Annotated in this window: 15 protein-coding genes; 11 read left to right on the top strand and 4 right to left on the bottom strand. The window is 68.9% G+C overall.

All coding sequences use genetic code 11. The features are described 5' to 3' along the window. The first annotated feature begins 442 nt into the window (after positions 1–442). The 3 genes from ASE10_RS16830 (at position 443) to ASE10_RS16820 (ending at position 4265) form a co-directional block, all read left to right on the top strand. A complete protein-coding gene (locus ASE10_RS16830) occupies positions 443–1735 on the top strand; it encodes an adenylosuccinate synthase (RefSeq protein ID WP_055901084.1) in 1293 nt (430 codons plus the stop codon). Between the two features lie 154 nt (positions 1736–1889). Beyond that, positions 1890–2420: a hypothetical protein gene (locus tag ASE10_RS20375; RefSeq protein ID WP_157480992.1), complete on the top strand. Its 531-nt coding sequence runs from the start codon at positions 1890–1892 to the stop codon at positions 2418–2420. 30 nt (positions 2421–2450) lie between these two features. Beyond that, positions 2451–4265: an SLC13 family permease gene (locus ASE10_RS16820; protein ID WP_055901078.1), complete on the top strand. Its 1815-nt coding sequence runs from the start codon at positions 2451–2453 to the stop codon at positions 4263–4265. Between the two features lie 33 nt (positions 4266–4298). Here the strand turns inward: ASE10_RS16820 and ASE10_RS16815 are convergent, their stop codons facing one another. Beyond that, complete coding sequence (locus tag ASE10_RS16815; RefSeq protein WP_055901075.1) at positions 4299–4628, bottom strand: hypothetical protein; 330 nt, start codon at positions 4626–4628, stop codon at positions 4299–4301. A gap of 135 nt (positions 4629–4763) precedes the next feature. Here ASE10_RS16815 and ASE10_RS16810 point away from each other — a divergent pair, with 135 nt between their 5' ends. From ASE10_RS16810 to ASE10_RS16800, 3 genes are all read left to right on the top strand, one after another. Beyond that, a complete protein-coding gene (locus tag ASE10_RS16810) occupies positions 4764–5384 on the top strand; it encodes a GIY-YIG nuclease family protein (RefSeq protein WP_055901072.1) in 621 nt (206 codons plus the stop codon). 293 nt (positions 5385–5677) lie between these two features. Further along, positions 5678–5941: a hypothetical protein gene (locus ASE10_RS16805; protein ID WP_055901069.1), complete on the top strand. Its 264-nt coding sequence runs from the start codon at positions 5678–5680 to the stop codon at positions 5939–5941. Between the two features lie 105 nt (positions 5942–6046). Next, positions 6047–6640 carry an HAD family hydrolase gene (locus tag ASE10_RS16800; RefSeq protein WP_056305764.1) on the top strand — a complete coding sequence of 198 codons (594 nt, stop codon included), beginning with the start codon at positions 6047–6049 and terminating at the stop codon, positions 6638–6640. A gap of 52 nt (positions 6641–6692) precedes the next feature. Here the strand turns inward: ASE10_RS16800 and ASE10_RS16795 are convergent, their stop codons facing one another. Further along, a complete protein-coding gene (locus tag ASE10_RS16795; protein WP_055901063.1) occupies positions 6693–7670 on the bottom strand; it encodes an alpha/beta hydrolase in 978 nt (325 codons plus the stop codon). Positions 7671–7811: 141 nt separating this feature from the next. Here ASE10_RS16795 and ASE10_RS16790 point away from each other — a divergent pair, with 141 nt between their 5' ends. The 5 genes from ASE10_RS16790 to ASE10_RS16770 all read left to right on the top strand — a co-directional run bounded on the left by ASE10_RS16790 (position 7812) and on the right by ASE10_RS16770 (position 13378). Further along, positions 7812–8648 (top strand): helix-turn-helix transcriptional regulator, encoded by an 837-nt coding sequence (locus ASE10_RS16790; protein ID WP_200945821.1) that lies wholly within the window; start codon positions 7812–7814, stop codon positions 8646–8648. A 28-nt stretch (positions 8649–8676) separates the two neighbouring features. Next, the gene (locus tag ASE10_RS16785; protein ID WP_162250421.1) at positions 8677–9804 is read left to right on the top strand and encodes a histidine kinase; all 1128 of its coding nucleotides are present in this window, start codon (positions 8677–8679) and stop codon (positions 9802–9804) included. Between the two features lie 374 nt (positions 9805–10178). Then, positions 10179–11339: a histidine kinase gene (locus ASE10_RS16780; RefSeq protein ID WP_055901058.1), complete on the top strand. Its 1161-nt coding sequence runs from the start codon at positions 10179–10181 to the stop codon at positions 11337–11339. Then, positions 11336–12112, top strand: coding sequence for a LytTR family DNA-binding domain-containing protein (locus ASE10_RS16775; RefSeq protein WP_055901055.1), 777 nt, complete (start codon positions 11336–11338; stop codon positions 12110–12112). The genes ASE10_RS16780 and ASE10_RS16775 overlap by 4 nt, the downstream gene beginning before the upstream one ends. A 174-nt stretch (positions 12113–12286) precedes the next feature. Then, positions 12287–13378: a serine hydrolase domain-containing protein gene (locus ASE10_RS16770; protein WP_055901052.1), complete on the top strand. Its 1092-nt coding sequence runs from the start codon at positions 12287–12289 to the stop codon at positions 13376–13378. A 51-nt stretch (positions 13379–13429) separates the two neighbouring features. Here ASE10_RS16770 and ASE10_RS16765 read toward each other — a convergent pair whose 3' ends face one another. Together ASE10_RS16765 and ASE10_RS16760 are read right to left on the bottom strand one after the other, a co-directional pair. Then, positions 13430–13801 carry a VOC family protein gene (locus ASE10_RS16765; RefSeq protein ID WP_055901047.1) on the bottom strand — a complete coding sequence of 124 codons (372 nt, stop codon included), beginning with the start codon at positions 13799–13801 and terminating at the stop codon, positions 13430–13432. A 39-nt stretch (positions 13802–13840) separates the two neighbouring features. Continuing rightward, positions 13841–14263 carry a hypothetical protein gene (locus ASE10_RS16760; RefSeq protein ID WP_055901045.1) on the bottom strand — a complete coding sequence of 141 codons (423 nt, stop codon included), beginning with the start codon at positions 14261–14263 and terminating at the stop codon, positions 13841–13843. Positions 14264–14296: the final 33 nt, after the last annotated feature.

The following is a 14296-nucleotide window of genomic DNA, read 5'->3' as shown; positions in this document are numbered from 1 at the left end:
TGCGGGCTCGGAGCATCTCGATTACCGGGACGGGGCCACTTTGCGGCGCCCAGGGCCGCGGCATGTCGCTCGGCCAGGTCTGCGCGGGTTTGCCGGGGCGGTACGGCTGGGAAGCACGGTCGCGACGGACCCCGGTCCATGCCGGACAGCCCGTACCGGGCGACGTCGAAGGGCCTGGAGGACGCGGAGACGCGGACAGGGGACCGCCGATACGTGGTTTCGCGGCCATGGAGCCGTCCCTCGGCCTGTTCGGCGCGCAGGCTGAGCCGAATCTGTCCGCTGGCGTCGCCGGGGTGGCCCCGGTCGCCCGAAACCCGGATAATGCACAAAAGCCGGACGGGGATTCCCGCCGGCTTTTGTCGTTTTCGGTTTCCGCGGGACGCGGAACCTTACCGCGAGGCGGCCCCACCGGGCCGCGCCAAACCAATTCGGAGTACGTGCAATGGGTCAGTCAGTCGTCGTTCTCGGTGCCCAGTGGGGCGATGAAGGCAAGGGCAAGATCGTCGACCTGCTGACCGAGCAGATCGGCGCGGTCGTTCGCTTCCAGGGCGGCCACAATGCCGGCCATACTCTGGTCATCGGCGGCAAGAAGACCGTCCTGCACCTGATCCCGTCCGGCATCCTGCGCGACGGTGCGCTGTGCCTGATCGGCAACGGCGTCGTGCTGAGCCCGGCCGCGCTGCGCAAGGAAATCGACGAGCTCGAAGCCACCGGCGTGGAAGTGCGTTCGCGCCTGAAGATCAGCCCGGCCACGCCGCTGATCATGCCGTACCACATCGCCCTGGATCAGGCCCGCGAGAAGGCCGCCGGCGGCAAGGCCATTGGCACCACCGGTCGCGGCATCGGCCCGGCTTACGAGGACAAGGTCGCTCGCCGCGGCATCCGCGTCGCCGACCTGCATTACCCCGACCAGCTGGCCGAGAAGCTGCGCACCGCGCTGGATTATCACAACTTCGTCCTGACCAAGTACCTGGGCGTCGACGCGGTCGACTACCAGCAGACCCTGGACGAAGCACTGGCCTTCGGCGAATACGTCGAGCCGATGAAGTCCGACGTCGCCGGCATCCTGCACGACCTGCGCAAGCAGGGTAAGCGCGTGCTGTATGAAGGCGCGCAGGGCTCGCTGCTCGATATCGACCATGGCACCTATCCCTACGTGACCTCGTCCAACACCACCGTCGGCGGCGCGCTCGCCGGCACCGGCGTGGGCGCGGACTCGATCGACTACGTGCTCGGCATCGCCAAGGCCTACGCCACCCGCGTCGGCGGCGGTCCGTTCCCGACCGAACTCGACGACGAAATCGGCGAAGGCATCCGCAAGCGCGGCCAGGAATTCGGCGCCACCACCGGCCGTCCGCGCCGCTGCGGCTGGATCGATCTGGTCGCGCTCAAGCGCGCGGTCGCGATCAACGGCATCTCCGGCCTGTGCATCACCAAGCTCGACATCCTCGACGGCATGGACAAGCTCAAGCTCTGCATCGCCTACCGTTACCGCGGTAAGGAAACCGAGTACGCCCCGCTCGACGCGCAGGGCTGGAACGAGTGCGAGCCGGTCTACCTGGAGTTCCCGGGCTGGCAGGAAAGCACCCACAACGTCACCGAGTGGGACAAGCTGCCCGCCGCCGCCCGCGCCTACCTGCGCGCGCTGGAAGAACTGTCCGGCTGCCCGCTGGCGATGGTCTCGACCGGCCCGGACCGCGACGCGAACATCGTGTTGCGCGATCCCTGGGCCTGAGGCCGGCACGACGCCTCGCCTGACGAGGCAGTGTTACGAGAAGGCCCCGCGATGCGGGGCTTTTTCGTATCTTTAGCCGACCGCGCTGCCGGCGCGGCGGGCTGACGCCGTATACAGATCGTCATTCGCACAGCGCCATTCGCAGGAGGAGTTCATGACCCAGCCGCCGCGTTCTCCCACCATGCGCGTGTTGATCGCCTTGTTCGTGATCGCGCTAATAGGCTTGGCGGCGCTGGTGTTCCTGTCCGCCTGGGAAATAGCGCTGGTGCTGGTGGTCCTGGCGGCGATCATGTGGAGCTTCGGCGCCCTGAGCGATCTGCTGCCGCTGTCCAGCGCGACGCGCGCGCATCGCGCGGCGGCGGGCGCTCGAGCAGCGTTACCCCATCTACAGGTCCCGCGGCTTGTTCTGGCTCGGCGTGGGCATCGCATTGGGCAAGGTTTGGCAGGCGTATTCCAGCGGCCGTTATGTCTGGAGCGATTTCTGGCCGCCGCTGGCATTCATGCTGGTCGGCGCTATCGCTATGCTGGTGTGGCGCTACAAGTATTCCGAACTCGCGCGCGCGACCTGAGCTTATTTTTCGATCCGGCCTTCCATGAGCGATCCCTACCAGACGCCACTCGTTCCACACTCACAGACGCGATGGGCCGTCCGCGCATGAATGCAGCCTCCATGCGCATGCGTTAAATTGGTACGCAGTTCGTAACAGGGGGCGCGATGGAGCCGCAGCAGATCGTATTCCTCTTGATCCTGGCCGCGGCATTGGCCTTGTTCATCAGCGAAAAGCTGCGCGTGGATCTGGTGGCGATGCTGGCGATGCTGGCCTTGGCCCTGACCGGCGTGCTGTCGCCGAAGGAAGCGCTGTCGGGCTTCGCCAGCGAGCCGGCGATCATCGTCGCGGCGGTGTTCGTGCTCTCGGCGGGCTTGTCGGCCACCGGCATCACCGACCGCATCGGCGCGGCGATAGGGCGCGCGGCCGGCGGCAGCGAGGCGCGCGCGATCGCGGTGATCATGCCCGCGACCGCGGCGATGGCGGCGTTCTCGCATCATCTGATGGTCACCGCGATGATGCTGCCGATCCTGATGCGGCTGGCGCAGGAGCGAAAGCTGGCGGCGTCGCGCTTGCTGATGCCGATGTCGCTGGCTGCCTCGTTGGGCACCACCCTGACCCTGATCAGCGCGCCGGCGTTCCTGCTCGCCAACGATCTGCTGGCGCGCAACGGCGGCGGGCGCATGGACCTGTTCGCGATCACGCCGATCGGCGCGATGCTGGTCGCGATCGGCGCGGTCTACATGCTGGCCGGGCGCTGGCTGCTGCCCAAGCGCCAGGGCGAGAGCGGCAACGTCGACTACCTCAAGCTGGAACGCTATTACACCGAGTTGCTGGTGGACCGGGACTCGCCCTGGATCGGCAAGACCCTGGCCGCGTTCGACAAGGCCTTCCAGGGCCGCCTGCAGGTGGTGGACTGGCTGCGTCACGGCATCCGCCGCCGCGACCAGCGCGCGGACAGTCCGCTGGCCGCGGGCGACGTGTTGCTGGTGCGCGCCTCGCCGGACGAGATCGCATCGGTGCGCGACGAGCCCGGCCTGTCTCTGCACGCCGTGGTCAAGTACGGCGAGAAGCCGCGCGAGGGCGGCAAGGCCGAGGAGCTGGGCGAGGAACGTCTGGTGCAGGCGGTGGTGGCGCCGCGTTCGGAATTTCTCGGCCGCAGCGTGTCCGAGATCGATTTCCTCAGCACCCTGGGCGTGGTCGTGGTCGGCCTGTGGCGCAAGGAGGGCTGGCTGCACAGCGAGTTGTCGGAGCTGCGCCTGGAGGAGGGCGATCTGCTGGTGCTGTGGGGCGCGCAGGCGCGCCTGGAGCAATTGGCCGCGCATCGCGCCTTCCTGATGCTGATACCCTTCGACGCGCGCGGCAGCAGGCGCCGGCGCGCGCCGCTGGCGCTGGGGATCATGGCCGCGTCGATCGCGCTGGCCGCGACCGAACTGTTGGCGCCGCAGATCGCGTTCCTGCTGGGCGCGGTGGCGATGGTGCTCACGCGCTGCGTCAGCATCGAGCGCGCCTACGAAGAGATCGACGTGCGCATCTACGTGATGATCGCGGGCGTGATTCCGCTGGGCATCGCGATGGACAAGACCGGTACCGCCGATCTGGTCGCGCAGTTGCTGTCGGTGCACGCGCAGGGCCTGCCGGTGCTGGGCCTGCTTTTGCTGATGTTCGCGGCGGCGGCCCTATTGACCCAGATCCTGTCGGACGCGGCGACCACCGTGCTGCTGGCGCCGATCGCGCTGGCCCTGGCCCAGAGCCTGGGCCTGCCGCCGCTGCCGTTCGTGGTCTGCACCGCGATGGGCGCGGTGGCCTCGTTCCTGACCCCGATCGGCCACCACGGCAATCTGCTGATCCTCAATCCCGGCCAATATACCTTCGGCGATTTCCTGCGCGTGGGCGTGCCGCTGACCACGCTGATCGCCCTGACCGTGGCCTGGATGGCGCGCTGGCTATGGCTGGGCGGGCCCTTGCTGCCGTTCGCTTGATCGGCGATGCGGCCCCGCGCGCGCCGCACCCGTTCAGGCATGCATATAGCTGGCCATGTCCGCGCGAATGCCCAGCCCGCGCATGAACGCCGCCGGGTCGAAACCTTCCTCGGCATAGCGCTGCTGCATCGCTGCTTTGGCCGCGGAGACCGCATCGGCGCTTTCCCATTCCACCAGGGTGGCGATGTCGTACTCGCCGCCGATGCCGATCCGGGTCAGGACCAGGTTCTGCTTGCAGCCGGGCATGCCGTCCAGCGCCTGCTGGGTGTAGCGCAGGCGTTCGACGAAGGCCGGCATGGCCGCTGCGGGCACGGCGAAATGATCGAGGCGGAAGACCGGGGCGGCGGAAGTGGGGTTCGACATGCGTGGTCCTTTCGATGACGGCCGGGGATGGCCGGAGAGGCGCACAGTTTGCAACCTAAAGTAAAGTTGAGGTCAAGGGCCGGGCGCGACCGCGGGGCCTTAGCGCGAGTGCGGCAATCGTCCTAGGCTGTGACTATGGCTTTCCTGTCTTCCGGCGACCCCGACGTCATCCACAGCGCCAGCGAGGGCCGCTGCTACGTCTATGTCGTGCCCTGTGCCTACGAGGACCTGCTCAAACTCGGGTTCTCGCGCAGTCCGCTGCGCCGTCTCGGCGAACTGCGACCGCGTTACTACGACAGCTTCGACCTGGATCGCGCGTTCCTGGTCGAAACCGAAACCGTGCGCGATGCGCGCGACCTGGAGCTCGCGCTGCAGCACGCGGTGGTGGCGCACCGGGCGCCGGCGCCGCTGCTGATCCGGCGCGAGGCCGCCGGTCACACCGAGTGGTACCGCGGCGCCTACGCGTTGCTGCGCGCGCAGGCCGATACGCTGGTCGAGCGCGGCTACACCCTGCACGCGCCGCTGCGGAATTTTCTGGCTCGGGAACTGGATGCGCATTCCGATGCGCTCTATGCCTGGGCTGCGGGCGTGCTGGGGGTCTTGGGTGGCGAACCCGAGTTGTTGGACGATCCGGCGCTGGCCGGCCTGCGCCGCAATGTGCTCGACACGCTGGATGCCTACGCCGCGCTGGGTCTCGCGCTCGATCAACGGCTGCCGGAGGCTTTGCTGGACTGGCACCGCATGCGTCGCGGCTGAGCGTCCGGGAACTGCATCATCAACATGTACTTCATGGCGAGACTCCTGTTGGGGCGCCCCGAGTGGGCGCCTGCGTTCAGTAGTCGGAGCCGGGGGCGACTTCTCTACATGTCCGCAGAGAAATCCGAATCATCTTAGGTGCCTTAGGCGCGGGCCGTATTCACGTGCGCGGCCCGCGACCGTTTGATGGAATAGGGGACGGGCATTCAGCGGCCGACCCCACCGGTGCGCGGGATGGTCCCGCGCGCCGCCGCCACGGCTCCGCACGCGGGGCCCCAAGGAGATGCACGCTCATGCCCGTACTCGGCGCGGTAACGTTCACCCTGAAAACCGGCAAGGTCTGCGGCCCGTATAGCGCGACGCGCGAGGTGGCCGACAACTATGTCGACGTCGTCAAGGGCGGCAAGGACTATCCGACCAAGCTCGACTTCAACAAATTTCACACGGTGGCCTCGATCACCTTCAAGCCCGGCGTCGGCGGCGCCACCAGTTGGACCAGTTGGGACTACTTCAACAACGGCCAGTGGACGGTGGATCGCTTCACCAATCTGGCCTGAGTCGCGCGGGCGCGCCGTCTCGCCGGCACGCCTGGCATTCGTGTGCGAGGTTCCGGCATTGCCGGCTATGCTGCGGTCCCCCGACCGCAGCTTGATCCGGCCCGCATGAATCTCGCGCTGTTCGATTTCGACGGCACCATCAGCGACCGCGAACTGTTCGCCGATTTCGTCGCACGCGCGGTGCCGCCACAGCGGCTGCGCCTGGGGCGCTGGCTGTTCGCGCCGATGGTGCTGGGCTACAAGCTCGGGCTGGTGTCGGGCAGCGCGATCCGCGCGCGGGTGGCGCGGTTCGGCTTCCAGGGTTTGGACCTCGCGGCGGCCGAGCAGGCCGGGCGCCGCTTCGCCGATGAGGTGCTGCCTGGCGCGATCCGGCCCGAGGCCCTGCAGCGCATCGCCTGGCACCGCGAGCAGGGCGATACCGTGGCGGTGGTGTCCGGCGCTTTCGACCTCTACCTGCGCCACTGGTGCGAGCATCACGGCCTGGATTGGATCTGTTCGGCGCTGGAAGCCGAAGACGGCGTGCTGACCGGCCGCTACCGTGGCGCGCAATGCGTGGGCGCGGAAAAATCGCGCCGCGTCAGCGAACGCTACGACCTGTCGCACTACGCACAGATCTACGCCTACGGCGATACCCGCGAGGACCTGGACATGCTGGCGCTTGCGCACCGGCGCTGGTACCGCTGGCAGGAAGTCGCCTGAAGTCCGCGCGCTGCGGCATCCCGGGATCGCCGGAATGCCGCGACGGCATCGCTCAGACCGTGGCCCACAGGCGCAGCGCTTCCTCGGCGACCACGTCCGGGCGCTCTTCCGGCCAGAACAGCTTGCTGCCTTCGAGCCGGCGCAGGCCCTGGAAACGGCCGAAGCTGCGCTGCAGATGTTCGGCGCCGGCCGGCGAGAAGATCGTGTCGCCCATGCCCCAGACCACGCGGGTCGGCGCGGTGCTGCGCTTGAGCGCCTCGCCGACGCCTTCGAGCACGTTGTGGTCCAGCGCGACCGCATAGGCGTGCACGCGCGCCTTGCTCTGCGCCGAAGCCAGCAGCGGCAGGAAATAGCTGTCGATGGCTTCGTCGGTGGGATTGTCCGGATCGAGATAGCACATGCCGCCGATGCCGTCCGGCGAGCGCGCCAGGCGCTTGTCGGCCTGCCACGGCGCCAGCCACTGGTCGACGAATTTGCCTTCGCGCGACAGCGCGATCACCGGCAGCATCGCCGCGGGCGGGCATTCGATCTCGGTGTCGCAGTTGGCCAGCAGCAGTGAGCGCACGCGTTCGGGATGGCGCGCCAGCAGCAATTGCGCGACCGCGCCGCCGCTGTCGCTGGCGATTACGTCGGCACGGTCGATCGACAGCTTGTCCATCAAGGCCAGCAGCATCCCGACCTGGGCATCGGGGGCGACGCTCTGGCCGTCGGCCACTTCGGTATGGCCCAGACCCATGAAATCCGGGGCCACGCAGCGGCGGTGCGGCGCCAGCCGCTCGATCGCGCCGCGCCATTGGAAGCTGTTGAGCGGGAAGCCGTGCAGGAACAGGGCCGCCGCGCCGCGGCCGCGTTCGACATAGGCGATGCGGCCGTAGCGGGTGCGCACGAAACGGCGCGCGGCGCGGAAGCCGGCGGCGTCGAGCGGGCCATTCGCGGCGGGTGCGGCGGCCGCGGCCAGGCTCAGGCCGCCGGCGAGGGCACCGGCGGCCAGCGCGCCGGTGGCGAGTGCGAGAAAGCGCCTGCGATTCATGTCGTGTCTCCGTCGAAGGACCGTCCTTCGTTGGCGGCCATGATTCGCTTCCGGGGTCATGTGCTCAATGCCGTCGCAGGTCATGCTTTCATGACCTGGCAGGTCATGGTTTTCGCAACCAGGCGTCGTAAGATGCCGACGATGGATACTGCCGTCGCCCGCGCCACACCGTCGTCCGCGCCCACCCAGGTCGGTGCCTTGCTGCGCGAATGGCGCGCGGCGCGGCGCCTGAGCCAGCTCGATCTGGCCCTGGACGCGGGCCTGTCCGCACGCCACCTCAGCTGCGTCGAGACCGGCAAGGCCCAGGCCAGCCGCGAGGTGATCGCGCGCCTGGCCGATGCGCTGGAGATGCCGCTGCGCGAGCGCAACGCGCTGCTGGTCGCCGCCGGCTACGCGCCCAAGTACCCCGAGACCGCGCTCAACACGCCCGAGCTGTCGCAGGTGCGGCGCGCGATCGAGTTCATCCTGGCGCAGCAGGAGCCGTATCCGGCTTTCGTGCTCAACCGGCGCTGGGATGTGCTGATGGCCAACGCCGCGGCGATGCGGGTCAACGCCTATGTGATGCGCGGCCGCGCCAGCGCGCACGGCAACATGATCCGGCAGATCTTCGATCCGGACGATCTGCGCCCGGCGGTGGCGAACTGGGAGGAGGTCGCGGGCGATCTGATCCGCCACCTGCACGACGAAGTCGCGGCTTCGCCCGGCGACGCGTCCGCGCGTGCCCTGCTGGAAGAAGTGCTGGCCTATCCCGGCGTGCCCGCGCGCTGGCGCCATCGCGAACTCGGCACCGCGCCGACCCCGCTGCTGACTACGGTGCTGCGTCGCGACGACCATCTGCTGCGGTTCTTCTCGACCATCACCACCTTCGGCACTCCGCGCGACGTCACCATCGACGAGTTGCACATCGAATGCTGCTTCCCGGTCGACGATGCCACCGTCGAACTCTGCCGCACGCTCGCCCACGACGCGGACGCATAGCGGCGCGGCCGATATGGACCGTTACGCGATGCCACACGGCGATGGCCCGGGCGACGCGATGCCGGCGGGCGGATTGGTCAGCGCCCTGTTGCCCAAGCCGATGTCGCCGTACTGGCTGCCGGTGCTCGCAGGCTTGCCGCTGACGGTCTGCACGCTGCTGCTGGCGCTGCCTTCGCTGGGACGTGAACGGGCCATGTTCTATTGGTCGGTGTTCCTGCTCGCCAACCTGCTGTGGATGTGGCCGCTGACCGCGATCCAGGCCACGATGCGCCGCCATGGCGCCTCGAAATGGGCGATGGCGAGCGTGCTGCTGCCCGCCACCTATCTGATGTCGGTGACCAACAACGTGGCCGGCGACGCGATCGCGCGCGCGCGCGGCTGGCCGTCGGACTATCCGCTGGACTGGAGCCTGCTGCTCAGCGGCTTCGACACCTGCTGGCTGGTGATGGTCGCGTTCTGCGTGGTGCATGCGGGTTCGGCTTACTACGCCGAGCTGCAGGAGGCGAAGGCGCGCAACCGCCAGGCGCTGGCGCTGACCCGCGAAGCCGAACTGCGCGCGTTGCGCTACCAGCTGCATCCGCATTTCCTGTTCAACACCCTCAATGCGATCTCTACGCTGGTGGCCGAGCAGCGCAGCGCCGATGCCCGGCAGATGATCGCGCGCCTGGCCGAGTTCCTGCGCGCGACCCTGGAGAGCGGCGACCGCCACGAAGTCGCGCTGGCCGACGAGCTTGCCCTGACCGAGACCTACCTGGCGATCGAGCGCGCGCGCCTGGGCCAACGCCTGCGGCTGAAATGGAATATCGGCCCGGACACCCTGCGCGCGCGGGTGCCGGCGTTGCTGCTGCAGCCGCTCGTCGAAAACGCCATCCGCCACGGCATCGCCGCGCGCAGCGAGCCGGGGCAGCTCGATATCCGGATCGAGCGCGACCAGGGCCGTCTGCACCTGCACGTGGGCAACGACGGCGCGGGCGTCCCGATGCCGGTCGTAGCGGGGCGACGCAACGCCCCGGTCGGCCTGCGCAACATCGTCGAGCGCCTGCGTACGCTGTACCCGGGTGCGCACGCCTTCGCGGCCGGCGCGCGCGCGGACGGCGGCTACGAGGTGCGGCTGTCGTTGCCGTTCCAGGAGTCGGCGCCGCCCGCGGCGGGATGATGCGGGCGCAAGGCTCGGCCGGCGCCGTTCAGGCGGACGGCCGGAAGCCAGTGTTGTCGTTGGGGCCCGGCTCCGGCCGATTTCGTCCCGTCGCAAGCAGCTACCGTTTCGCCGCAACGGCACGCGCGCATCGTGGCCGCGCCCGCCCGCCTGGGCTCAAATGATCGTTCGCTCGAATCGGTACCGTCGTTCCGTCACGCGTCCACGGCCCGGCGGAACCGTTTCGAGCGTCTATTCTGTTGCCAGGGACGGCGACACTTTCTGCCGCTCCGCCGGCTGGCGCGCCGGTTTGCGGCCGGCGCCTCGGGCTTGGTCGGAGACGGCGCACGCTGGAGAATCGGCTTGCCGCTCCGTTACGACTCGCCGAAACCGACATGATCCCGCCTGCCGCGACCCCGGACACCCGCATCGACGCAGCGTCCGCCGACCCGGCAGGCGCGCAGCCGCAGGACCCGCCCGGTTCGGCGCGGCTGTGGCTGTCGCTGCTGGCGCGTCTGCTGCTGGGCGCGTGCACGCTGCTGATCGCGCTGCCGTCGCTGAACGACCCGCACGAGATCGCTTACTGGGCCACGTTCCTGCTCGCCAACCTGATCTGGATGTCGCCGCTGACCGCGATCCAGCACGTGTTCTGGCGCCGCGGCACCTCGAAGTGGACCATGGTGATGGCGCTGCTGGCGATCACCTACGCGATGTCGGTGCTGAGCAACCTGGCCGCGCACTGGATCGCCAATACCCAGGGCTCGCAGCTGCGCGATCCGACCGACTGGACCCTGATCTTCGGCGGCGTCGGCGGCTGCTGGCTGGTGCTGATCGCGTATTGCGCGATCCAGGCGGTGATCACCTATTACGCCGACCTGCAGGACGCGCGCGAGCGCAACCGCCAGGCCCTGGTGCTGGCGCAGGACGCCGAGCTGCGCGCGCTGCGCTACCAGATCAATCCGCACTTCCTGTTCAACACCCTGAATGCGATCTCGGCGCTGGTCGCCGACGACCGCAATCGCGAGGCGCAACAGATGATCGTGCGCCTGGCCGGATTCCTGCGCGTGACCCTGGACGGCGGCGAAGGCCACGAGGTCGCGTTGGCCGACGAGCTGGCGCTGACCGACACCTATCTGGAGATCGAGCGCGCGCGCCTGGGCCAGCGCCTGCTGCTGAAGTGGAACATCGGCCCGGACACCTTGCGCGCGCAGGTGCCGGTGCTGTTGCTGCAGCCGCTGGTCGAAAACGCGATCCGCCATGGCATCGCCCAGCGCAGCGAGCCGGGGCGGTTGGATATACGGATCGAACGCGAAGGCGGGCGCCTGCACCTGCATGTCGGCAACGACGGCGCGGCCGCGCCGGCGCCGGCCGAGGAAGCCGCGCGCCGCGCCGGCGCGATCGGCCTGCGCAATATCGCCGAGCGCCTGCAGGCGCTGTATCCGGACAAACATTCCTTTGCCGCCGGCGCACGCGCCGACGGCGGGTACGAGGTGCGGATGTCGCTGCCGTACAGCGAGGCGCCGGCGACGTTGGTGATCAAGGAGACCCAAGCATGATGCGAGTAGCGGTAATCGACGACGAACCCCTGGCCCGCAGCGGCGTGATCACGCGGTTGGCGGCGCACCCGGACATCCAGGTGGTGGGCGAATTCGCTGACGGCCCCTCGGCGCTGGCCGGCATCTCCGCGCTGGCCCCGGACCTGGTCTTCATCGACGTGCAGATGCCCGGCATGACCGGGCTGGAAGCGCTGGCCGCGCTGGAACCGGAGCAACGGCCGCTGGCGGTGCTGCTGACCGCCTACGAGAATTTCGCCGTGCGCGCGTTCGAGCTGCACGCGGTCGACTACCTGCTCAAGCCGATCGACGACGAGCGTTTCGCCGAAGCGCTGGAGCGCGCGCGCCAGGCCCATCCCTACCGGCGCGGCGGCCTGCCGCCCGGCACCGCCGCCGCGCCGCCGCCGCATAACGACGACGAGAACTCGTGGCTGACCCGCTTCGTGGTGCGCGTGGGCCGGCGCGTGGCCTTCGTCGAGGCCGCCGAAGTCGAGTGGATCCAGGCCGACGGCGACTACGCGACCCTGCACGTGGGCGACCGCGGCTACCTACTGCGCGAGTCGATGGGGCGCCTGTCGCGGCGCCTGGATCCGGCGCAGTTCGTGCGCGTGCATCGGTCCACCATCGTGCGCGTGGACTGCGTGGCCGAACTGCAGCCGCTGTCCAACCGCGACGCCATGCTGCGCCTGCGCGACGGCACCCCGGTGCGCGCCAGCCGCACCTACATCGAGCCGCTGCAGGAGCGCCTGCGCGGCCGCGTGGGCTTCATCGGCTAAGGCTTCCGCCCCATGGCCTCGTCGGGCGGGCCGCTCCGGGTCGGCCGTCGACCTGCTGCAACCGCCGGCGCGGCGCCGGTATCTCCGGTCCCGACCTTGGCGCCTTGCGTGCCGAGCCCGGGGACGGCGGCCGCCCGCATGCGGCCGGGCGTCCCGCACACACCGGAGCCGCCGATGAAATCCCTGCTGCTGAGCCTGGCCCTGCTTTGGCCGCCCACCGCTGCCGCGGCGGCGCCCACCGCCGCGCCGACCATCGATGCCTTCGTCGCCGACTACGCCAGGAGCCACGACTTCAGCGGCACCGTGCTGATCGCGCGCGACGGCAGGACCGAGTACCTGCACAGCTTCGGTCTGGCCAACCTGCCGTTCGGCGTGCCCAACACGCCGCAGACCCGCTACAAGATCGCCTCGATCACCAAGACCTTCACCGCGGTGCTGATCTTGCAGTTGCGCGACCAGGGCAAGCTCGATCTGGAGCGCAGCATCGACGCCTACCTGCCCGACTACCGCGGCGAGGGCGCGCATCGGATCAGCCTGCACCAGTTGCTCAACCACACTTCCGGTCTCAGCAACCTCGACACCGTCAAGGATGCCCAGACCGCGATCCGCGACGGCCTGCCGGTGTACCAGCTGCCGCACAGCAGCGACGCGCTGCTGTCGCAGTACTGCAGCGGCAAGCTCGTCGCCGAGCCGGGGCGCGCGTTCGACTACAACAACTGCGACTACATCGTGTTGGGCAAGATCGTCGAGCGCGTGAGCGGGCAGAGCTACGAACAGGCGCTGCGCGAGCGCATCCTGCAGCCGCTGGGCCTGGCCGACACCGGTCTGCTGCGCCAGGGCGTCGTGGTCGAGCGATTGGCCGATACCTATTTCCAGCGCGACGACCTGGGCGCGATGGCGCCGGACCTGCCTGCGTATCCGGAAAACTGGTACGCCGCCGGTGCGATGTATTCCAGCGCGCAGGACCTGGCGACCTTCGCCGACGCGCTCTACGGCGGCCGCCTGATCGGCGCGGACTCGCTCGCGCGCATGCTGCGTCCGGGCCTGGACGATTACGGTTACGGCCTGTGGAGCTACGAGATGAAAATCGGCGGGCGCAGGCTGAAAGTGGCCAAGCGCCCCGGCCAGATCATGGGCGCGCGCACCCAGTTGCTGCGCGTGATCGAACCGCGCATCAGCGTGGTGATCCTGGGCAACGCCGGCACCGCCGATCTCGACGAATTCGTCGCGCAGATCGCGAGGCATGTCGGCGCGTCGGCGCATTGAACCGGCATCGGCCGGACGCGCGCGCGTCCGGCCTGCGGTTCGATCCTGGATTCAGGCCTTGGGCTTGAGTTGGTGCAGCAGGATCGAATTGCCTTCGCTGTCCAGGCACACCGCCATGCGGCAGACCGGGCTGTGGATGATGTCGCTCTTGAAGCTCACGCCCTTGCCCTTGAGGTCGGCGATCAGAGCGTCGAGGTCTTCGACTTCCAATGCGATGGTGCCGCCGGCGGCGTCGCTGGGCGCGTCGGGGACGAAGTTGGTCAGCGCCAGGCAGCCGCCGTCCGGCAGGTCGTATTCGATCCACCAGTTATCGCCCCGGTTGCCGCTGGAGCCCGGCTTGAGGCCGAAGGTCTCTTCGTAGAACTTGCGTGCGCGCGGCACGTCGCGGATCGGGTACATGGTGAACGCGACCTTCCTGAACATGCGTGCATCTCCGGTTGGGTGAGCGACGTGCGGCGGGTTTCAACGACGGCGCAACAGCAGGCCGCCGATCAGGCAGCAGGGCAGGCCGGTGACCGCGACCAGGATCGGATACCAGAGCGGGCCGAACTTGGGACCCATGCCCCAGGTCGCGACCACGCCGGCAATGCCGAACACGGTGCCGATCAGGCCCAAGGTCCACACATGCGCCATCGGCCGGTAGGGCGCGAGGCGCGCGCTGAGATAACCGCCGAACACGGTGTAAACCGCGCGGTAGCCGAGCGCGAGCAGCCACAGGCCGGTGCTCATCGCTTGGCCCTGCGGCGGGAACACGCCGGTGGAATGCATGACCTGGTCGGTGACGGTGGACAGCACTATCACCGCGATCAGGCCGAGCAGCACCGCGCCGATGCTGCGCCCCAGGCGCCGCCGCGGTTGTACGGAAGTTGTAGTTTGAGCGTTCATGGATTCGCCTTCGCGCCGCGCGCGATCGGGAAC

This window comes from Lysobacter sp. Root76 (genome assembly GCF_001428685.1).
GTDB lineage: Bacteria > Pseudomonadota > Gammaproteobacteria > Xanthomonadales > Xanthomonadaceae > Lysobacter.
Note: the sequence above shows the minus strand (reverse complement) of the source record. Positions and strands in the feature narration are given on the sequence as shown.

Coding starts and splice junctions, on each gene's coding strand:
- ASE10_RS16770 (WP_055901052.1), top strand. CDS start 12,287: ATGAAATCCCTGCTGCTGAGCCTGGCCCTGCTTTGGCCGCCCACCGCT.
- ASE10_RS16805 (WP_055901069.1), top strand. CDS start 5,678: ATGCCCGTACTCGGCGCGGTAACGTTCACCCTGAAAACCGGCAAGGTC.
- ASE10_RS16790 (WP_200945821.1), top strand. CDS start 7,812: ATGGATACTGCCGTCGCCCGCGCCACACCGTCGTCCGCGCCCACCCAG.
- ASE10_RS16810 (WP_055901072.1), top strand. CDS start 4,764: ATGGCTTTCCTGTCTTCCGGCGACCCCGACGTCATCCACAGCGCCAGC.
- ASE10_RS16785 (WP_162250421.1), top strand. CDS start 8,677: ATGCCACACGGCGATGGCCCGGGCGACGCGATGCCGGCGGGCGGATTG.
- ASE10_RS16800 (WP_056305764.1), top strand. CDS start 6,047: ATGAATCTCGCGCTGTTCGATTTCGACGGCACCATCAGCGACCGCGAA.
- ASE10_RS16815 (WP_055901075.1), bottom strand. CDS start 4,628: ATGTCGAACCCCACTTCCGCCGCCCCGGTCTTCCGCCTCGATCATTTC.
- ASE10_RS16795 (WP_055901063.1), bottom strand. CDS start 7,670: ATGAATCGCAGGCGCTTTCTCGCACTCGCCACCGGCGCGCTGGCCGCC.
- ASE10_RS16830 (WP_055901084.1), top strand. CDS start 443: ATGGGTCAGTCAGTCGTCGTTCTCGGTGCCCAGTGGGGCGATGAAGGC.
- ASE10_RS16760 (WP_055901045.1), bottom strand. CDS start 14,263: ATGAACGCTCAAACTACAACTTCCGTACAACCGCGGCGGCGCCTGGGG.
- ASE10_RS16780 (WP_055901058.1), top strand. CDS start 10,179: ATGATCCCGCCTGCCGCGACCCCGGACACCCGCATCGACGCAGCGTCC.
- ASE10_RS20375 (WP_157480992.1), top strand. CDS start 1,890: ATGACCCAGCCGCCGCGTTCTCCCACCATGCGCGTGTTGATCGCCTTG.
- ASE10_RS16765 (WP_055901047.1), bottom strand. CDS start 13,801: ATGTTCAGGAAGGTCGCGTTCACCATGTACCCGATCCGCGACGTGCCG.
- ASE10_RS16820 (WP_055901078.1), top strand. CDS start 2,451: ATGGAGCCGCAGCAGATCGTATTCCTCTTGATCCTGGCCGCGGCATTG.
- ASE10_RS16775 (WP_055901055.1), top strand. CDS start 11,336: ATGATGCGAGTAGCGGTAATCGACGACGAACCCCTGGCCCGCAGCGGC.